The organism is Acinetobacter sp. SwsAc5 (assembly GCF_013391485.1).
In the GTDB taxonomy this organism is placed as follows: Bacteria; Pseudomonadota; Gammaproteobacteria; order Pseudomonadales; family Moraxellaceae; genus Acinetobacter; species Acinetobacter towneri.
In genome coordinates this window covers 36,010-55,735 of sequence record NZ_JACAXD010000002.1, presented here as the reverse complement: position 1 = coordinate 55,735, position 19,726 = coordinate 36,010, and the positions used below count along the sequence as shown (strand labels likewise).

General features: G+C 40.0%; 11 protein-coding genes. 9 read left to right on the top strand and 2 right to left on the bottom strand.

Features of this window, described 5'->3' with window-relative positions; genetic code table 11:
* Window positions 1–163: 163 nt before the first annotated feature.
* The 6 genes from HYG89_RS01435 (at window position 164) to HYG89_RS01410 (ending at window position 12,621) form a co-directional block, all read left to right on the top strand.
* Window positions 164–2,968: an autotransporter assembly complex family protein gene (locus HYG89_RS01435; RefSeq protein WP_178865763.1), complete on the top strand. Its 2,805-nt coding sequence runs from the start codon at window positions 164–166 to the stop codon at window positions 2,966–2,968.
* 21 nt (window positions 2,969–2,989) lie between these two features.
* The gene (locus tag HYG89_RS01430) at window positions 2,990–7,501 is read left to right on the top strand and encodes a translocation/assembly module TamB domain-containing protein (protein WP_178865761.1); all 4,512 of its coding nucleotides are present in this window, start codon (window positions 2,990–2,992) and stop codon (window positions 7,499–7,501) included.
* Between the two features lie 114 nt (window positions 7,502–7,615).
* Entirely contained in the window at window positions 7,616–7,975 is a 360-nt protein-coding gene (locus HYG89_RS01425) for a hypothetical protein (RefSeq protein WP_004973219.1), read from the top strand.
* Window positions 7,976–8,177: 202 nt separating this feature from the next.
* Window positions 8,178–8,447, top strand: a complete 270-nt coding sequence (locus HYG89_RS01420) for a hypothetical protein (protein ID WP_004973220.1) — start codon at window positions 8,178–8,180, stop codon at window positions 8,445–8,447.
* A 296-nt stretch (window positions 8,448–8,743) separates the two neighbouring features.
* Window positions 8,744–11,383 carry a bifunctional aconitate hydratase 2/2-methylisocitrate dehydratase gene (locus HYG89_RS01415; protein ID WP_096900892.1) on the top strand — a complete coding sequence of 880 codons (2,640 nt, stop codon included), beginning with the start codon at window positions 8,744–8,746 and terminating at the stop codon, window positions 11,381–11,383.
* Window positions 11,384–11,889: 506 nt separating this feature from the next.
* Entirely contained in the window at window positions 11,890–12,621 is a 732-nt protein-coding gene (locus HYG89_RS01410; protein ID WP_178865759.1) for a hypothetical protein, read from the top strand.
* A gap of 111 nt (window positions 12,622–12,732) precedes the next feature.
* Here the strand turns inward: HYG89_RS01410 and HYG89_RS01405 are convergent, their stop codons facing one another.
* The gene (locus tag HYG89_RS01405; RefSeq protein WP_004973232.1) at window positions 12,733–13,890 is read right to left on the bottom strand and encodes a hypothetical protein; all 1,158 of its coding nucleotides are present in this window, start codon (window positions 13,888–13,890) and stop codon (window positions 12,733–12,735) included.
* 371 nt (window positions 13,891–14,261) lie between these two features.
* On the opposite strand from HYG89_RS01405, the gene pepN reads away from it, so the two are divergent.
* Entirely contained in the window at window positions 14,262–16,871 is a 2,610-nt protein-coding gene (pepN, locus tag HYG89_RS01400) for an aminopeptidase N (RefSeq protein ID WP_178865757.1), read from the top strand.
* A 78-nt stretch (window positions 16,872–16,949) separates the two neighbouring features.
* Here the strand turns inward: pepN and HYG89_RS01395 are convergent, their stop codons facing one another.
* A complete protein-coding gene (locus HYG89_RS01395) occupies window positions 16,950–17,288 on the bottom strand; it encodes a hypothetical protein (RefSeq protein WP_178865754.1) in 339 nt (112 codons plus the stop codon).
* A 245-nt stretch (window positions 17,289–17,533) separates the two neighbouring features.
* Here HYG89_RS01395 and gorA point away from each other — a divergent pair, with 245 nt between their 5' ends.
* Both gorA and HYG89_RS01385 read left to right on the top strand, forming a co-directional pair.
* The gene (gene gorA, locus HYG89_RS01390) at window positions 17,534–18,886 is read left to right on the top strand and encodes a glutathione-disulfide reductase (RefSeq protein WP_178865752.1); all 1,353 of its coding nucleotides are present in this window, start codon (window positions 17,534–17,536) and stop codon (window positions 18,884–18,886) included.
* 489 nt (window positions 18,887–19,375) lie between these two features.
* Window positions 19,376–19,594 (top strand): hypothetical protein, encoded by a 219-nt coding sequence (locus HYG89_RS01385; RefSeq protein ID WP_004973244.1) that lies wholly within the window; start codon window positions 19,376–19,378, stop codon window positions 19,592–19,594.
* Window positions 19,595–19,726 lie beyond the last annotated feature (132 nt).

Sequence of the window (19,726 nt, the reverse complement as noted above, 5' to 3'; positions counted from 1 at the left end):
TCGTTTAGTTTTATTAAGAAATGTGACCGCTTGATATAATAGTACAGAAAATCATGTATGATGTTTCAAGTCTTTTCACTGATGAAAAAATCAAATAAATTGGTGTTTGTACGCGGGTTCATTGGGGTTTTTCCATAAAAATTAAATCAGTTTAGAGTTTTTTATGCTTGTAAATACAAACTTTAAAAAATCAGTACTGTGTTCCAGTATGCATGCAATTTTATGCTGGAATATGCCGAAAAAGCTCGGACTAAGTCTGTTTTTAGGTTTAGTTGCATCTTCAAGTTTTGCAGAAAGTCTTACTGTACCCAATTCAAACGCTCAGCTTGCTGAAAATCCTGTACCGCTACAGACTCCAACTGCAGAAGAAGCACAAAATTTAGCTGCAGAAATTAAACAACTGGCAGCAGCACAAGGTAAAGACAGTGCCCAAGATCTACAAAAAATAGAAGAAGCTTTAGAGCAAGCGCAAACACCTGAATTTAATAGTCTAGAAATGCTGCAACAGCAACAACAGGCAGGGGCATCTTTTGCTGAATTTCAGCCTATCGAATTTGAAGACTTAGAAGATTTACCCATTGCACCTGTAGATCAGGGGCTTGCCAATGAAATTTTTCAGGTGGCAGAACAAGCCAAACAAGAAGCGATGCTAGACCGCAATGGTCAAGTGCCAGAAACGTTGGTTAAAGACGCAACACAGCAGGAGCTACTGCAAATTGATCAAGCGCCTGTAAATGTCGATCAGCTCATAACCAATATTCAGGCAGACAGTAATTTTGTAGTGGAAGCCAATCCTAACGATACCTTAATGACTGAATTGGGCTGGATGACGCAGGTCGAAAATGCCGATAAACCCGGTTTTTTCAGACGTTTACTGTATAAAGTCCGTCCACCGCGTGAGCTAAACACAGCCAAAGTGCCGCGTATTAGTGCAGATGTAGTCATTACCGCAAATGGCGCCAATGGTACACAAAACTCAATTGGAGAAGTGTCGCCCGATGCTTATCGTACAGCGGTGGATCATTTAAGTGCCAATATTAAGGCCAAACTTTCCAGTTTTACCCAGGAATCTTTTGCAGATTTTCCATCGGCATTGCCGCAACTGCGTACGTTGTCAAATCAGGCTGCGCAGGCGGTGGGTTTTTATAATGCCGAGTTTAAGTTTGAAAAACTCAGTGATAGCCGCGTGCGTGTGCAGGTTGTGCCAAATCCACCTGTGGCGATTAAACAGCAAAATATTGAATTTACAGGTGAAGGACAATACGAGGCACAATTTCAGGTTATTGGTGTCTTGCCTGATCAAGAAGTAGATGATGTGTTTAATCATGGTTTGTATGAGCAAACCAAAAAACGAATTACCGATGCCGCTTCAGATAACGGTTATTTTGACAGTTACTGGCGTTTGCATGACGTTAAAGTCGCTCAACCTCAAAATACAGCCGATATCAATTTACGTTATGAAACAGGCGAGCGTTATAAACTCGGTAACGTCGAATTTCGTATGAGCGATCCAAACCAAGAATTCCCGCTAGATATGGATATTCTGCAAAGTATGGTCACTTGGCAGGACAATGCCGACTATACTTTTTGGCGTGTGAATGGTTTGGCCAACAACCTCACCAACTCGCGTTATTTTAACTACACCTTGGTTGATACAATTCGCCCTGATCCTGTCGAGTATCCTTTGGAATTACCGCCTGATATTCAGGCTTTGGTCGATCAACAAAAACTCTCTGTTTACGATGCCACAGTCGTCGATCAAAAACGGGTGGTGTCATCTCAGGAAGTGACGCAATCTGTGGTGAATGAAGCTGAGTTTGCAGGCACAGAAGAAGGTGCGAGCAACGATAAGCTGCGCATGCTACAAGCACAGCAAGAAGACAAACAATCAGAAGAAGAACGCTTAAAACAACAGGCACGTATCGACAAAAAAATTCCTGTGATTGTGACTTTAAATGCAGACCGCTTAAATAGTGCCGAAGTCGGTGCGGGTTACGGAACTGACACAGGCGTACGTTTGCGTGGGCAATATCGCCGTGCCATTGTCAATAAACGTGGTCACTCTTTCGATGCCAACTTGGAGCTTTCACAAATTCGTCAAGCCATTGATGGACGCTATAACATTCCTTATAACCATCCACTGAATGATTATGTCGCGTTGGTTGGCGGTTATGAGCGTGAAGAACGTGACGATGTTGCACAAGGTGGCGGCTTGATGATTGAATCTGCGGTTGCAGGTGTAGACCGTGTGATTAAAAACCCAATGGGCAGTTGGCAACATACTTTTGGCTTGCGTTATCGACTGGATCGCTTAACTGAAGATGGCACTGTATTTTTGGAAAAAGTGCCTGATGCCTTTATTGCCAATGGTGATGTCGAGCAACAATCGTTATTGCTTGGCTATGAAGTTTCACGTACCGACAGTAACCGTCGTGTTAACCCAAGCAAAGGTTTCCGCCAAATTTATAAAATAGAACTGGGGAGTGAATCACTGCTCAGCGATGCAGATTTAGCCATTCTAAATGCAGGTTGGCGTTTTATTTATTCATTGGGTGAAAATGACGATCATCAGTTTGTCGGACGCAGTGACTTAGGTTATATCTACACCGAAGATTTTAATAAAGTGCCTTATAATTTGCGTTATTTTACTGGTGGTGACCAGTCTTTACGTGGCTTTGACTACAAGTCTTTAACACCACAAATTGAAGGCTTTAAAATTGGAGGTCAGGCTTTGGCGGTTGGTTCATTAGAATATAACTATCAATTTAAAGAGGGGTGGCGCGCAGCAGTATTTAGTGATTTTGGTAATGCTTACGATAAAGACTTTAGCAACGACACCGAATATAGCGTAGGTTTGGGGGTACGTTGGGCATCACCAATTGGCCCAATTCGGATTGATGTGGCTTCTGGTATTTCAGATGATAACCATCCAATCCGTTTACATTTCTTTATTGGCTCTCAACTATAAATTTAAGACTTAGAGAACATTATGGCTGAAGTTGAACAGCAACCAGAAACTCCAGTAACGCCACCTAAAAAGCGTCGAATACTCAGGAGTGTTTTACTGTCACTGCTGTTGATGCTGGTTTTATTGGTGTCCGCTTTGGTGGTGATGTTCTCAACAGACCGTGGCTCAAAGTTCTTATTAGACAGCGTATTGCAGCGCCAAGAAATTATTCATTATGAATATGAAGGCGGTAATTTATGGCGCGGGATTATTCTGCGCAATATCATCGTCAGTTTAAAACCTGTTGATGTCAAAATTGACCGTGCCGATGTCATTCTTGGTTGGCGTGCCATTTTAGATAAAGAAATCCATCTCAATCGTGCCGATGTGCGTAATCTGCGGATTTATCCGAAAGGCCCACCAAGTGATGATCCATTCAAATTCAATGAAATTCGCTTACCTTTTGTTTTGCGTTTAGACACTGCCGATGTCGATCATTTATTGATTCAAACCGCCTCTGGTACGCAGGTCGATTTTTACGATATTGATTTAAATAATGCCTTGTGGTCGGGTACAGAACTGAAATTTGAAGATTCCAATATGGATATGGGATATTTGAATGTACGCAATGCCACAGGCGATATGAAATTTGAAGGTAAATATCCGCTTAATGTGGTGGGTGATTTAAATATTCCCTCTTTACATGACAGCTTAAATATTCACGATATTAAAGTAGTAGGCAAAGGCACACTCGACACGATTCAGGCGGGTGTTGCAACAAATACGCCTGATTTGCTCACGGGATGGGTAGTGTTGCATCCAATGCGTAAGCAAGTGCCAATGTTTGGTGAGTTACAATTTAAAAACTACCGTTGGCCTATTTTGACCGAGCAGGAACTTTTTACCCAAGCAGGTGCAGCTAAATTTAAAGGCGATATCAAGCGTTTAGATATTGATGTCAATACGGATTTGAGCGGTAAACACATCCCTAAAGGTCAATATACAGGTCTGATGTATACCGATTTAGTTCATCAACTGAATATCAGTAATTTAAATGCACAACTTATGCAAGGTGCTGCCAATGTAGCGGGCATTGTCAGTTGGGATAAAAAAGTCAATTGGGATTTAACAGGACGTCTGGATAAAATTAATCCTAAAGATCCACTAATTCCTCAAGTGGTCAAAGACTTTTTACCGCCAAGTTTAGATGCCAATTTAGCATCTAAAGGTCATTTGGAAAAAGGCACACACTTAACTGCACAAGTCGATTTTGACCAATATGAAACTTGGAATTTAAAACTCGATCAAAAACCTGCGCAGGGCAAAGCGGCAAATCCGATGTTGCTTGATGTGCGCTGGAACAACATAGACCGTGCTGTGCCGTATGTGGGTTGGTTGAAAAGTGAATCGGGTGATGTGCAATTGGCCTTGGTAGAAGGTCAGCAAGATATTTTTGTGGCGAGTAAAGTCAGCACACATGAAAAAACCATGTTACCTGCGGGCATGTACCAAGCCAAATTGAATTTAAAGAATAATCGTTTAAATATTCCTAATTTTAAATTTGATACTGCAGATAGTCATTTGGCAGGCAGCGCCGTCATTGATTTACCAACTGATAAACGTCAGTTGAAATGGAATGCGGTATTGGCTGCGAAAAACTTTAATCCGCAAAGTATCAGCACCGCAGCACCTGTTAATGTGTTAAATGGGCAGTTTAAAGCCAATGGTTTTGCATTGCCGAATCAGCAAATTATTCATTTGAAAGATATTAATTTGACAGGGCGTTTGGTCAATCAAAATGAAAACGTACATTTAACTGGGCAAAGCACCATCGCTTTATTGTTCCATGATGTGAAAGCTGGTGGTGGCTTTAAAAGTTTTGCCGTGAATTATGATGGTGGGTTAAATGCCAGTGCCATTCAAGGCAGTGAAGGACATTTAAAACTAAAATTATCGGGTACGCAGGAACTAATTAAAATTAGCGACTTACGCCATAATGGTGTTGCAGGGCAAATTGTGGCGGATGGTTTGCTGCATTTGAATCAGGGGGTGAGCTGGAATTTAAACGCTTCTTTAATTCGCTTTAAGCCGCACTATTTTGTGTCCAGTGTACGTGGTGAATTATCGGGCAATATTCGCACTCAAGGTATTTGGTCAGACACTCAAAAACGGATCAACATTGAACGTCTGAATTTGGCAGGCATGCTCAATAATAAACCTGTACGTGGTACGGGGAATTTAGCCATGTTGATTGATGCTAATCAAAAAGGCTTTTTACCACAACAGTTTGAAGCCAATAATCTATTTTTGTCTTATGCCAAAAATCAGTTACAAGCAACGGGGAATGCACAAAATCTGCGTATTAAAGTCAATGCGCCTGCTTTATACGAAATCTATTCAGGTTTACGTGGACGTGCGTATGGCTATATCAATGTGCAGTCGCAGCCACGCTTACAAGCCACTGCCAATTTCGCTGTTGATCAGTTCAGTGTAAATAATATTTTCAGCGTGCGTAAATTGCGCCTACAAGGTGAATTGCCAACCTCTGAAAATACGCCAACGCTGATGACGGCATCCATGGAAAATTTACGCAGTGGCAACCGTGGCATCGAGCAAGGGCAGATTTCTTTAGCAGGTACACGTCAGGCACATATTTTAAAACTAGAAGCCGAAAATAAGCTGAGTAAGTTTTATGTACAATTGGCGGGTGGTTTAAATGCACAAAATGATTGGATGGGACAAATTCAGAAAGGAGATTTTGACTCCTTAAGAACCCACTTGGCACAGCGCCAAAACGCAGCCGTGATTTATCAACATAGAACCAGTGAGTTGTATGTTGGTGCGCATTGTTGGATGAGTCAGCAAAGCCAATTGTGTTTTGATCAACCTATTCGTGTGAGTAAAACCAAAGCCAATGCATCATTTGTGACTCAAAACTTAGACTTAAATGACTTTTCTGCATTTATGCCTGAAGGTTTGGCGATTACAGGCAAGGTTAATGGGTATGCCAAAGCGGCGTGGGCAAAAGGACAGAAGCCAAAAATTGATGCACATTTGGTCACGCGTGATGGCGTCATTGGACTTGCTGCGGACGATCCACAAGATATAGGCTCAACCTTGCGCTATGAACAAGTGGCTGTGGTCGCAAAAAGCATTGCCGAAGGCTTGAAATTACGCATAGATGTGAAAACACCTGAAATTGGTACAGGTTATGCCAATGTGCTGATTGATCCTTACACTAAAAACATGCCAATGCGCGGTGAAATTGCCTTTGATCAGGTACAACTTAAAGTTTTTAAACCGTTTATTGCCGATGTGCGCTCAATGGCAGGCATTTTGTCCTTTGCTGGCAAGATCAATGGGACTTTAACTTCACCATTGCTCACAGGTGAAATGCGCCTTAAAGATGGTGCGATCAGCATGATTTCGTTACCTGTAAATCTGACCAATGTGCAGGTCTATTCCTCTATCCGCCAAGATCAAGCCAGCATTAATGGCGCATTTAACAGCGGTGGTGGTGTAGGGCGTTTAACGGGCAGTGTGGATTGGAAAAATGATCCGCGTATTCAGTTAAATTTAAACGGTAAAGACTTATTAATTCGTCAAGCACCGCTAATTACTGCAATGATTACGCCAGATGTATCCTTAGATGTTTTACCTTTCCAGAAAAAACTGAGTTTAAAAGGACGTGTAGATGTACCTCGGGCTTTAATTTCTATGCCTGAAGTGTCTGCACCTGTGGTTAACGTGTCTTCGGATGTGCGTGTGGTACATGAAGGACAAGATCAACTGGCATTATTACGTTCAGCTCGTCCATGGGATATTCGTGCCGATCTTGAATTGAATTTGGGTGATCGGGTCATTTTCCAAGGTTTTAATAGCCGTATTCCACTGATTGGACGTTTGTATTTATCTCAACGTGGTTTAGAAACTGCGATGCGTGCCAATGGTGCGATTGGGGTCAGCCAGCGTGTGAAAATTGAAGCCTATGGACAAAGTCTGGATTTGAACCGTGCCATTGCGCGTTTTAATGGCCCAATTTCTAACCCAACTTTAGATATGGATGCCAATAAAAATGTACAGGGCAGCATGGTCGGCTTTAGAGTTACAGGCACAGCCAGCAGTCCGAACATTCAAGTGTATAACGATGCAGGCTTATCTGAACAAGAAGCATTAAATGCTTTGATTACAGGTCGTATCAATGAAGGTACCAGTGGTTTGAGTCAGACTGAAAGCTTTAAGTCAGACGTCAACAATACTATTGCAGCGGCAGGTATTAGTATGGGATTGGGTGGTACACGTGCCTTGACCAATCAAATTGGACGTACATTCGGTTTAAGTGGTTTGGCACTTGATGCCCAAGGTACAGGCGATGATACCCAAGTCAGTTTGACGGGTTATATCACCCCAGACTTGTTTATTCGTTATGGCGTGGGGGTTTTCACACCTGTCAATAAGTTGACTTTGCGTTATCAAATGAATAAACGACTGTATTTGGAAGCTAGCCAAGCTTTAGAACGCGCCGTGGATATTTTCTATAACTGGCGCTTCTAACAGCAACCTCACTAAAAAGTACGTTCAACCAGAGCGCATTTTTTAAGCTTGTGCATGGATAGTTTCGTATTTATGCCAACTTTTGATTATCATAAGCACAACAGGAGAGCTTCAATGAAAAAGATTTTGGTGGTGACTGCAGTGCTTGCATTAATGGGCTGTGCAGAAAAGAAACCCTTAACCCCTGAAGAACAATGGCAAGGCTATTGCCGAAGTGTTGGCAATGCTGCGCGTACCATCATGCTAGATCGTCAAAATGCGATTGAAAAAGAACGTGCGATTGAGCATGCCAATAAAATTGAAGATGACATTACTCGTAATTTTATTTTAGAGATTATTGAGCAAGTCTATGCATTGCCACTTGAAGAAATTAATGGTGATGTTGATGCGGCACGTGAAAAAGTCCGTACGCAATTTACTGAAAAATGTATCGCGACACCGCATGATAAAATGCCTGATTACAAGCCGTTCTAAAAGAACGGTTTTTTTATGAATTAAAATTGAAATATGTTTTGTACTTCTACTATCTTTTATCAAAAAATAGCCTAAGTGAATCAAACGTCTAAAACTAAAATAAATAACAAATAAATTGTGACAAGTTCTAAATCTTAAAACTGGCAAAGCTTATCTTTTTCATGAATAATTAAAAACATAACAAAAACAGTAGGAGCGCATAATGGAAGTGGTTGCTTACCTGCATAATGCAGATTTGCTCTTAGAAGATGAACAAGGTGTCGCGGTAATTGGCGGTAGTCATTATGTTTTAAGTTTAGGTGATCGGGTGTATTTACGTCAGCAAATTGATGCACCTGCAAAGATATATCAAGTTCAAATTTCATTTACCAGTGCAGAACACTGTATGCTGCATGAAGATGAAATTCAACTCAAGTTTGAAGGTAGTCGCGAACAATTACAGCACTATCTTCAAGCTACGACAGTACACTAAGGTGGAATATCATTCATTCATTAGAACAGGCAACATGAGCGTTGCCTTTTTTACGAGTTAAACTTTAGGCGAAAAGTTAGTGTACATACAGACAAAGTTAAAATTAAGTCGTGTTTTGCCTGTAAATTGAACAATATGCGCATCATTTAGTTATAAAATAATGGGCATCACAAAGAAACACTTTAGTTGCATTAACTTTTAACCGGAAGTTTAGTAAAATTTTGCAGTCCATATTGTTTGTGATGCTTTAAAAGCAGGAATTCACAAATAATTTTTTAAAAAAGAGGAATAACACCGTGCTAGAAGCTTACCGCCAACACGTTGAAGAACGTGCCGCACTCGGAGTCCCACCGAAGCCACTTGATGATGTGCAAACAGCTGCATTAGTTGAATTATTAAAAAATCCACCAGCAGGCGAAGAAGCTTATTTGGTTGATTTGATTGAAAACCGTGTACCTGCAGGTGTTGACCAAGCGGCATACGTTAAAGCTGCTTTCTTAGCTGCTGTAGCAAAAGGTGAAGCAACCTCTCCACTCGTTTCTAAAGAGCGCGCAGTTTACTTACTAGGTACAATGCTTGGTGGTTATAACGTAGCACCTTTAGTAGAGCTTTTAGACAATGCTGAATTGGCTGGCTTAGCAGCTGAAGCATTGAAAAACACTTTGCTTGTATTTGATGCGTTCCATGACGTAGCAGACAAAGCAAAAGCAGGTAACGAAAACGCGAAAGCAGTTTTACAATCTTGGGCTGATGCTGAATGGTTCACTAGCCGTAAAGATGTACCTGAAGAAATCAAACTTACAGTGTTCAAAGTTACTGGCGAAACCAACACTGACGACTTGTCACCTGCACAAGACGCTTGGAGCCGTCCAGACATTCCATTGCACGCAAATGCAATGTTGAAAAACGTACGTGATGGCATCAACCCAGAAGTTCCTGGTGAAGTTGGTCCATTAAACCAAATCAAAGACCTTATCGCGAAAGGCAACCAAGTTGCTTACGTAGGTGACGTTGTTGGTACAGGTTCTTCTCGTAAGTCTGCAACTAACTCTGTACTTTGGTTCTTCGGTGACGAAATCGCGCACATTCCAAACAAAAAAGATGGCGGCTACTGCTTAGGCGGTAAAATTGCGCCAATCTTCTTTAACACAATGGAAGATGCGGGTGCTTTACCTGTAGAAATCGACGTTTCTAACATGAACATGGGTGATGAAATCACTCTTAAGATCGACCATGCTGCTGCTAAAGTAACAGCGTTCAAAGACGGCGCACAAATCGCTGAATCTGAACTTAAAACTCCAGTGCTTCTAGACGAAGTACGTGCAGGCGGTCGTATTAACTTGATCGTTGGTCGTGGTTTGACAGCTAAAGCGCGTGAAGCTTTAGGTCTTGCACCATCTACTTTGTTCCGTACTCCAGTACAACCTGAAAACACAGGCAAAGGCTTCACTCAAGCTCAAAAAATGGTAGGTCGCGCTTGTGGTCTTCCAGAAGGTCAAGGTGTTCGTCCAGGTACTTACTGCGAACCTAAGATGACTACTGTTGGTTCTCAAGATACAACAGGTCCAATGACACGTGACGAATTAAAAGATTTAGCTTGCTTAGGTTTCTCTGCAGACTTAGTAATGCAATCTTTCTGTCACACAGCTGCGTATCCAAAACCAGTTGACGTTCAAATGCAACACACGCTTCCTGACTTCATCATGAACCGTGGTGGTGTTTCTTTACGTCCAGGTGACGGTATTATCCACTCTTGGTTAAACCGTATGCTTCTTCCAGATACAGTAGGTACTGGTGGTGACTCGCATACTCGTTTCCCAATTGGTATTTCTTTCCCAGCGGGTTCTGGTCTTGTAGCGTTCGCTGCAGCAACTGGTGTTATGCCACTTGACATGCCTGAGTCTGTACTTGTGAAGTTCAAAGGTAAAATGCAGCCTGGTATCACTTTACGTGACCTTGTACATGCGATTCCTTACTACGCAATTAAAGAAGGTGACTTAACTGTAGAGAAGAAAGGTAAGAAAAACATCTTCTCTGGTCGTATCTTAGAAATCGACTTAACAGAAATGGAAACTGACTTAACCGTTGAACAAGCATTTGAATTGTCTGATGCTTCTGCTGAGCGTTCAGCTGCTGGTTGTTCTATCACACTTTCTGAAGAGAAAGTTGCTGAATACCTTCGTTCAAACATCACCATGCTTAAGTGGATGATTTCTGAAGGTTATGGCGATGCGCGTACTATGGCTCGTCGTGTTGAGAACATGGAAAAATGGTTAGCGAACCCATCACTTCTTAAAGCTGATGCTGACGCAGAATACACTAAAGTGTATGAAATTGACCTTGCAGACATCAAAGAACCAATCCTTTGCTGCCCGAACGATCCAGATGATGCAAAACTTCTTTCTGACGTTCAAGGTGACAAAATTGATGAAGTGTTCATCGGTTCTTGTATGACAAACATCGGCCACTTCCGTGCTGCTGGTAAGTTATTAGACAAAGTTCCTGGTGGTTCTTTATCTACTCGTCTATGGTTAGCGCCTCCAACTCGTATGGACGAGCGTCAACTTATGGAAGAAGGCTTCTACAACACTTATGGTAAAGCGGGTGCGCGTACAGAAATGCCAGGTTGTTCATTATGTATGGGTAACCAAGCACGTGTAGCACCGAACACAACTGTAGTATCTACTTCTACACGTAACTTCCCGAACCGTTTAGGTCAAGGTGCAAACGTTTACTTAGCTTCTGCTGAGCTTGCATCTGTTGCAGCGGTACTTGGTAAGTTACCAACACCAGAAGAATACCAACAGTACGCTTCTCAAATCGACAGCATGTCTGCTGACATCTACAAGTACTTGAACTTTGACCAGATGGAAAGCTACACAGACGCTGCTGCGAATGTAGACACCAAGAAAATTGCTGCTGCTCAGTTGACCTAAGTTAGGAAAAGCAAACGCAAGAGCAAATCTATGATTTGTTCGAGTGTTGAGCGATAAGCAAGATCAAATAAGGGCTGATTATTCAGCCCTTATTTTTATGCGTAAAATTTCAATCTAATAATGAATGACATTTAAAACAGCATAGATTGTGATATTTCAGCTTGCCTAACTGATTTAAAAATAGGGGCGCAAGCTATGAAATAAATTAGAATTTAACTTATTAAAACAATATAAATTTGCCTATCAATACCGTTTGTCATAAAATAATGTAAACTGCGTCACAAAATATGGTGGATTAATGCTGGTATTCAATTTTAATTATAATATTTGGTAAAAACTTTATTGAAATGAACTACTTAGTTTTAATTTTAATGAAATTGGATATTTTTTAATAACTTACTATAATGATTGTAAAATTATGTAATTAAAATGTGTCATATTATTAATGCATTGACCAATTAAAAAAATTTTGCGTCTCTCTTTAAATATGAAACTGGGTTGTTTTTATGAATTTAATAGAAACAGTTTTTGACTTTAAAGCGCTTTCAATGCAGCAGCAATCGTATTTTTTTGAAAAAATTTATCAATTCGATCAAAAAATCTTTCCAAATTCGAGTTTAGAAGAATTTAAAGCCTTTGTTTATGACCCCGATGCAATCGCAGTCATGGTTATTCAATATCATGATCGAGATCAAGTGGTTGGGCAAAATGTTATTCCTTTTATTTTGATTCATTATAATGAACAGCCTATGCATGTGGTCAATTCACGAGCGGGTTTTTTGTCTGAATATCAAAAACAAAATTTAACGATTCCAAGTGCAGTCAAAGCCATGTTGAATCGACGCTTAAAAAATCCATTTATTCCATTGTGGTTTGTGATTAGCATTAATCAACCGAAGATTTATTCTTTGTTTGCTTCGCGTTCTAAAAGTTTTTTCCCAAGAGTCGGGAAAACTATGCCTAAGGAATATCATGAAGTTTTGCAGCTTATGGCGGCACGGTATCCTGAAATTCAAAAGCGCGGTGAAGGCGTATATGTGCATGAAACTCATTCTCCAGCACGAAGTTTTGAGCAACTGATGCATTTGAGAATTCCGCAAGATGTACATTCCAATTTCTTTTTGCAGCACGCGCCTGATTATTTTGATGGTTGGGGCATTATGTGTATTTGTAAATTAGACGGTAAAACTTTATCTGAAACGGCACTCAATTTAGCACTAAACATAAAAGTAGATTAGGTGCTTATCACATCGAAAAACTGTAATCCTCTGTGAGTGTTATGGTGAACTTAAGCCGCAGTTGATTGGTTTGCGCAGTGACACGGTGTAGCTATCATCTTCACCAAAGTTTTATTGAGTGAAATAATGATCTTGATGTTTGCAGTTGCGACAAAATAAGGACACATAATTTTCTGCGTCATAATCGACAGTCAGTTCATCCGATCCGCAATGCATACAGCGTTTGAGTGAATAAAACTTAAGTCGTGCTTCAATTTTTCGCCAAGAACGCCACACAGGTTGAAAGAAAATCCTTTCGTCATAACCCAAAAAGCGGAAGAATAAAATTTCGCTCATATAGCTGAAAGGCAAATTAGGCGGGCGTGGCAGGGTAGAGGTCTCCCATTTTTCAGCCACTGACCGTTCTCGGTATTGCTGCACAGTCTTTTTCAGTAAATTGGTATTAATAAAGTTTTCATTACGCGGTTTGAGTGCTTTTTGTTGGTATAAAAATTCCAAAGCAGTTTGCACCAAGTAATAAATTTGCCCAACCGCCAAGACATCTAAAAGTCGGTAGCAAAAGCTCTGAAAACTATGGTTGCCCGCAATTTGTATTCCCCAAGTCCGACAATAAAATTGCATAAACTGCACAATCTCTTGATACAGCAATAAATACAGCGCATCTTTGACTTCATCTGCTGTTTTGAACGGTGTGCCCATACTCAGATTTTCATAAAACCAATAACGTAATTGTTGTGCAATGCTGAATAAGCTTGGTTCAGAATAACCATCTAAACGGACATTGATATAATATTGCTGCGCATTTTCCGCAAAATCTTTGGCAATTAATATTTGCTCTTTTAGCAAATGTTTGATCATGCCGTGCTGGAAAAAATAGTTGGGGGTAATATTTAAATACTTGATTTTTTCCCAATCTATAAATTCTTCATGTGGAATATGTTCCTGTGCATGCTGATCTAAAATACTCAATAAAAATAATTTATCTATAAAACGCAGCTGATTTAATTCGCGTTCAGGTGCATCCTGTTTTTTGAATTTTTGTTGTTCTTGCAAGCGGGTTTCCGCCATGATTTTTTTGCGTTGTTGGGTACAGCTTGCGCAATGACAGTTTTGTTGTTGGCTATTTTGAAAGATGCGATGTTCACAATGACTACATTGGTGAAAATTTAATTCCTGCTCATATTGTTCTGCTTCTACCCAATACATAGATGCCTGACACAAAGGGCATAATGTGCTTTCATCTAATTGTTTTTGCAGAATTTGTAGCATTGTGAAATAGAAGCTCAAGTAAATCGTGATATGTCATTATACATGGCTTGTGTACTGAAAGGTGGAAGCTTCTGTGCTTTTGATCATCATCAAAATTAGCCTGTGTTGGTCGTATTTGAAGTGAAGTTGCATATCAAAATATTAAATTTACGCGTAATAGCAATACAGGTATTGATTTAAACAGTCTGCTTTTATGTTACTTGTACAGGATTAATCCAGATAGGATTGAAAAGCTTGGGTTGAGCGCCCATATAAATCAGCATTGTTGAACAAGACTGAAATAGATTGTGCGCAGACAGATGTTGAAAGTTGTCGTATGATCATTGCAACTTTACAAAAACAAGCGCATCGCCACAAAGAATGAGGACAAGATGAATATTGCAGCAAATCCTATGGTTGAAGCCAGCCAAACTATCTATTTAAAAGACTATCAAAAACCTTCATTCTTGGTAGATGCTGTAGAGCTAGATATTCAAGTCTATGCAGATTACACCCAAGTGGGTGCAACATTGAAAATGCAGCGTCAGACTGCAGGCGATTTGGTGTTATTGGGCCGTGATTTAGAATTGAAATCTATTATTTTGAATGGCACGGAATTATCGGAAAGTGACTATCAATTAGATAGTGAGCAGCTTCGCATTGCAAATGCACCTGATCAAGTCACGTTAGAAACCATCGTGATCATTCATCCTGAAAGCAATACGCAACTTGAAGGCTTATATCAGGCAAGTTCTGATTTATTTGTTACCCAAAACGAGCCTGAAGGTTTCCGTAAAATTACCTTCTATCCTGACCGCCCAGACGTATTGTCGGTATTTACCACACGTGTTGAAGCCGATAAAAAATATCCTGTGTTATTGGCAAACGGCAACTTGTTAGAAACAGGTGAAGCAGGCGAAGGTCGTCATTATGCGATTTGGCAAGACCCGACCAAAAAGCCAAGCTATTTATTTGCTTGTGTGATTGGCGATTTGGCAGTCATGAAAGACCATTATGTGACATCTGAAGGGCGTAATGTTGCACTGGAAATTTATGCAGAAGAAAAAGACATTCCAAAATGCAAAATTGCTATGCAAGCGTTAAAACATTCGATGCGTTGGGATGAAGAACACTATGGTCTGCCGTATGATTTAGATAATTATATGATTGTGGCGACCAGTGCCTTCAATATGGGCGCAATGGAAAATAAAGGTCTGAATATTTTCAATACGTCATGTGTATTGGCCGATGAAGAATACACCACAGATGCCGCAATTATGCGCGTACAGTCCGTGATTGCGCATGAATATTTTCATAACTGGACAGGTAACCGTATTACTTGCCGCGATTGGTTCCAGTTGTGTTTAAAAGAAGGTTTAACGGTGTTCCGTGACCAATCTTTCTCTGAAGATTTACAGTCTGCCGCAGTACAGCGTATTGATGATGTGGCGGTGCTCAAAGCACATCAATTCCCCGAAGATTCTGGCCCGTTATCGCACCCGCCACGTCCAGATCATTTTGTAGAAATTAATAACTTCTATACCGCAACAGTCTATGAAAAAGGTGCGGAAATTAACCGCATGATGTCGACTTTACTCGGTGAAGAAAAATTCCGTAAAGGTAGTGATGAATATTTCCGTCGTCATGATGGACAAGCAGTCACGGTTGAAGATTGGGTCAATGCTTTAAGCGCAGGTTCAGGTGTCGATTTATCTAATTTCCTGACTTGGTACAATCAACCAGGTACACCAAAGCTTGAAGTGCAGGGCGAATACGATGCGGCTGCGCAGGTTTATCGTTTAAATTTAAAACAAAGTCTGAAAAGCAATGCCAAATATCCAAACTTAAAAGCATTGCCTATTCCTGTTGCATTGGCATTGTTCAATGCAGAAACAGGCGAGCAATATATTTTGCAGTCTGAAGCTTTGGTTGAAAACTCAGTAAAAGATGGTGTGTATTTGTTTGATCAGGCACAAGCAAGTATTGAATTTAGCGGTATAACTGCGCATCCCGTTGTTTCTTTATTGCGTAATTTTTCTGCACCTGTGAATTTAGAATTTAACTATTCTAATGATGAATTGGCATTTTTAATGCAGCACGAAACCAATGGCTTTAACCAGTGGCAGGCGACTCAGACTCTATTGGAACGTATTTTATTGGAAGAACATGCAGCAGATACTTATTTGCAAGCCATGAAAAATACAGTACCTGCTTTAATTGAAAAAGATCCTTTGTTGGCATCACGTATTTTTGATGTACCTTCTGAAGGCTATTTGGGCAGCCGTATTGATCAAAATTATCAACCTGAAAAAATTCAGCAACAACGCAATGCGCTGTTAGATACATTGGCGCGCGAACTTGGTGCATTCTGCAAAGAAACCTATTTAAGCCTTGATCCAGACATGCAGCAAGATTTCTCTCAGGCAATGGGTGTACGTGCTTTAAAGAATATCATGTTGGCGTTAATGGCACGTCAGGGCGATGCCGAAGCGTTTGAGCTGGCAAAGCAGCAATACCAAACAACTCGAAATATGTCTGAGCGTTTAGGGGCATTGCGTGTCTTGGTGTGGAATGATGCACCGCAAGCCAAAGCTGCTTTGGAAGATTTTTATACACGTTTTAAAGATGAAGCTTTAGCACTTGATCAATGGTTTATGGTTCAAGCTTCACATCCAAAAGCGACAGCTGAAACCATTCAGGCTTTAACTGCACATCCTGATTATGATTTGGGTACACCTAACCGTATTCGTTCAGTCAGTGGTGGTTTAAATAGCAACCCTGTGAATACATGGAGTTTTGGTGTTCAGCATTTTATTGACTTAGCCAAGTATTTAGATGAGAAAAACCCAATTGTAGGTTCGCGTTTATTGCAGGTGTTGTCGCGTTGGTACACTTTGGCAGAGCCACAACGTAGCCAAGTGCAAGCAGCGTTGCTAAATTTGCAGTCTGTGGTGAAATCTAAAAACGTGGTTGAAACCCTAAATGGTATGTTAGAGGTTTAAGCTAAAAAACTAAAAGCCATTTCATCAATTCGTTGAAATGGCTTTTTTGTGGCTGGAATATATTAAAAACAATTAAAGTTAGTCACAGCGAATTTGATAATCATTCCTGTAGTTGGTGTAAGTTTCATTTAATTCAGCAAGTAATTTTTTCTCGTTATATTGCCGATCTTCAGGTTTAGAATTTTTAAGTACAATTGGCATATATTCATGTTTGTAAATCTGCGTATATTCTTCACAAATAATATGTTTGCGCTCATCTGCAGAATAGTTATCTAAATCGCGAAGCAAGATTTCATTCATTTTGGTATTGATGAGATCGAGTTCATCAAACATGCTTGGGGCTTGATCTGACGGTTGGGATGGGGAACAGCCGAAAGTGATAAAGCTACATATCAGAACGTAAACCCACTGCTTCACATTGACCCCAATGATAAAAAATCAAATTTATATTATAGCCTTAAAAGCGTAAAATTTAAGTGAATAGTCAGTTTTATTGGCAGTGAAATCAATTGAATGACAGTGTGTCGATTTTGTGTATTTAGACAATATGGCTGACTTGGGAAATGCAGTTTTATGTGTTAGTTTTGATGAAAATGAATGTTTTTCTGCGCTGAATTTCTGCAGATGAGTATCTAAAAAATCACGAAAAATTGAGGCATGAAATGGCTAAACATTATGACTATTTGGTAATTGGGGCAGGAAGTGGTGGTATTGCTTCGGCCAATCGCGCGGCGCAATATGGTAAAAAATGTGCATTAATTGAAGTTGCAGATTTGGGCGGGACTTGTGTCAATGTGGGGTGTGTGCCTAAAAAAGTGATGTGGTATTCTGCGCAAATCGCCGATGCTATTCAAAAATACGGCCCAGATTATGGTTTTAATACTGAATTAAAATCGCATGATTGGAATACGTTAATTCAAAATCGTCAAGCTTATATTCAGCGTATCCATGCATCGTATCAATCAGGTTTAGCTAAAAACAATGTTGATGTGATTCAGGGCTTTGCTCGTTTTGTAAATGAAAAAACAGTTGAAGTAAATCAGCAGCAATACACTGCAGATCACATTTTAATAGCCACAGGAACTGAGCCAACACGTCCAGATATTGAAGGGGCAGAGCTAGGAATTGATTCAAACGGTTTCTTTGAATTGCAACAGTTACCAAAACGCACGGCAATTGTCGGTTCGGGTTATATTGCCGTAGAGTTAGCAGGTGTTTTAAATGCGTTGGGTTCAGAAGTCGGATTGTTTATTCGTAAGCAATTACCGCTACGTAGTTTAGATCAATTTTTAGGTGAAACATTACTTGAATGTATGCGTGATGAACATATCCAAGTGCATACGCAAGCCATTCCAAAGAAAGTTACTCGCCAAGCAGATCAGTCTTTGTTATTACACCTTGAAGATGGTTCACAGCACGAGGTTGATTGCTTGATTTGGGCAGTTGGACGTAAACCAAATACACAAGCATTGAACTTGGCTGCTGCAAATGTGCAGATTGATGAAAAAGGATATATCAGTGTAGATCAATTCCAAAATACTAGCCAAGCGGGTATTTATGCGGTGGGCGATATTATTGGAAAAATTGAGCTGACACCCGTTGCTGTTGCAGCAGGACGCAAATTGTCTGAGCGCTTATTCAACAATAAACCAAATGAATATTTAGATTATCAAAATGTTGCCACAGTGGTCTTTAGTCATCCGCCTATTGGTACGGTGGGATTAAGCGAAGCACAAGCCATTGAACAGTTTGGGCAAGATCAGGTCAAAGTCTATCAATCTTCTTTTACCTCAATGTACACGGCTGTAACTCAGCATCGTCAAGTGTCTAAAATGAAATTGGTCTGCGTTGGTGATGAACAGAAAGTCGTGGGCGTGCATGGTATTGGCTATGGCATGGATGAAATTTTGCAAGGTTTTGCAGTCGCGGTCAAAATGGGCGCGACCAAGCAAGATTTTGACAATACTGTCGCAATTCATCCAACTGCTGCAGAAGAATTTGTGACTATGCGCTAATGGAGTAGCGTAGTCGCACACAAAGAGTATGGGTTAAAAAAATCCATACTCTTTTTTATTTTTGAAATTTGTAGATAAAAAATCAGAAGATAAACGTCAGAAAGATAAAGTTTGTTATCGTTATTTAGTTAGCCTAATAAGAAACCCACCGAAGTGGGCTTGTGCGATCAAACACCATCCATTGTGTCTGGGGTAGATTATCTCACGAAAATGATTAAGGTTTGATTAAGAAATTTTTGTTTTATTAAGTTTATCTTTACAAATTTGTAGCCGATGCTGCAAAGACTTTAAATCTATGTTATAGTGTAACTTGTACAATAAAAATATCTCTATTCTCTCGTAGTTATTCATCATCATGCTGTGCTGCATTTATTTTATGCACTGCAAATTAAGTGTGATGAATGTTGTTGTATTAAAAAACTATGCTCAAAATTTTAATTTGAGCTTGATGTGTAAGTTATAAATGAATTGGTGTAAATATTGAAAAAAATGCAAACAATGCTTGCGAAAGCAGTGAATGGTCGTGAAATTATGGTGTCTTTGGTGGCATCAAAGAAAAAGCAAAATACCCGTGATGGTTTTAAATGGGTCGAAGTCGGAAAACATGTGTTGTTGGAATGTGGTCAGGAAATTGAACTGAATTTAGATGGTCGCAGTTTTTATACCGATACGCATGAAATGTTCCGTTTACCACATCGGGTTAATTAAGTTTTAGTCTGATGAATATTCAACTCAACTGGATTGCATAAAATATGTAATTTAGAAAAATTTTAAAAGTTTTATCCAGAAAAATCCCGTTCATTGGCGAACGGGATTTTTTTATTTTGTCTTTTACTGTGA

Coding starts and splice junctions, on each gene's coding strand:
- HYG89_RS01385 (WP_004973244.1), top strand. CDS start 19,376: ATGCAAACAATGCTTGCGAAAGCAGTGAATGGTCGTGAAATTATGGTG.
- gorA (WP_178865752.1), top strand. CDS start 17,534: ATGGCTAAACATTATGACTATTTGGTAATTGGGGCAGGAAGTGGTGGT.
- pepN (WP_178865757.1), top strand. CDS start 14,262: ATGAATATTGCAGCAAATCCTATGGTTGAAGCCAGCCAAACTATCTAT.
- HYG89_RS01425 (WP_004973219.1), top strand. CDS start 7,616: ATGAAAAAGATTTTGGTGGTGACTGCAGTGCTTGCATTAATGGGCTGT.
- HYG89_RS01435 (WP_178865763.1), top strand. CDS start 164: ATGCTTGTAAATACAAACTTTAAAAAATCAGTACTGTGTTCCAGTATG.
- HYG89_RS01420 (WP_004973220.1), top strand. CDS start 8,178: ATGGAAGTGGTTGCTTACCTGCATAATGCAGATTTGCTCTTAGAAGAT.
- HYG89_RS01430 (WP_178865761.1), top strand. CDS start 2,990: ATGGCTGAAGTTGAACAGCAACCAGAAACTCCAGTAACGCCACCTAAA.
- HYG89_RS01405 (WP_004973232.1), bottom strand. CDS start 13,890: ATGCTACAAATTCTGCAAAAACAATTAGATGAAAGCACATTATGCCCT.
- HYG89_RS01410 (WP_178865759.1), top strand. CDS start 11,890: ATGAATTTAATAGAAACAGTTTTTGACTTTAAAGCGCTTTCAATGCAG.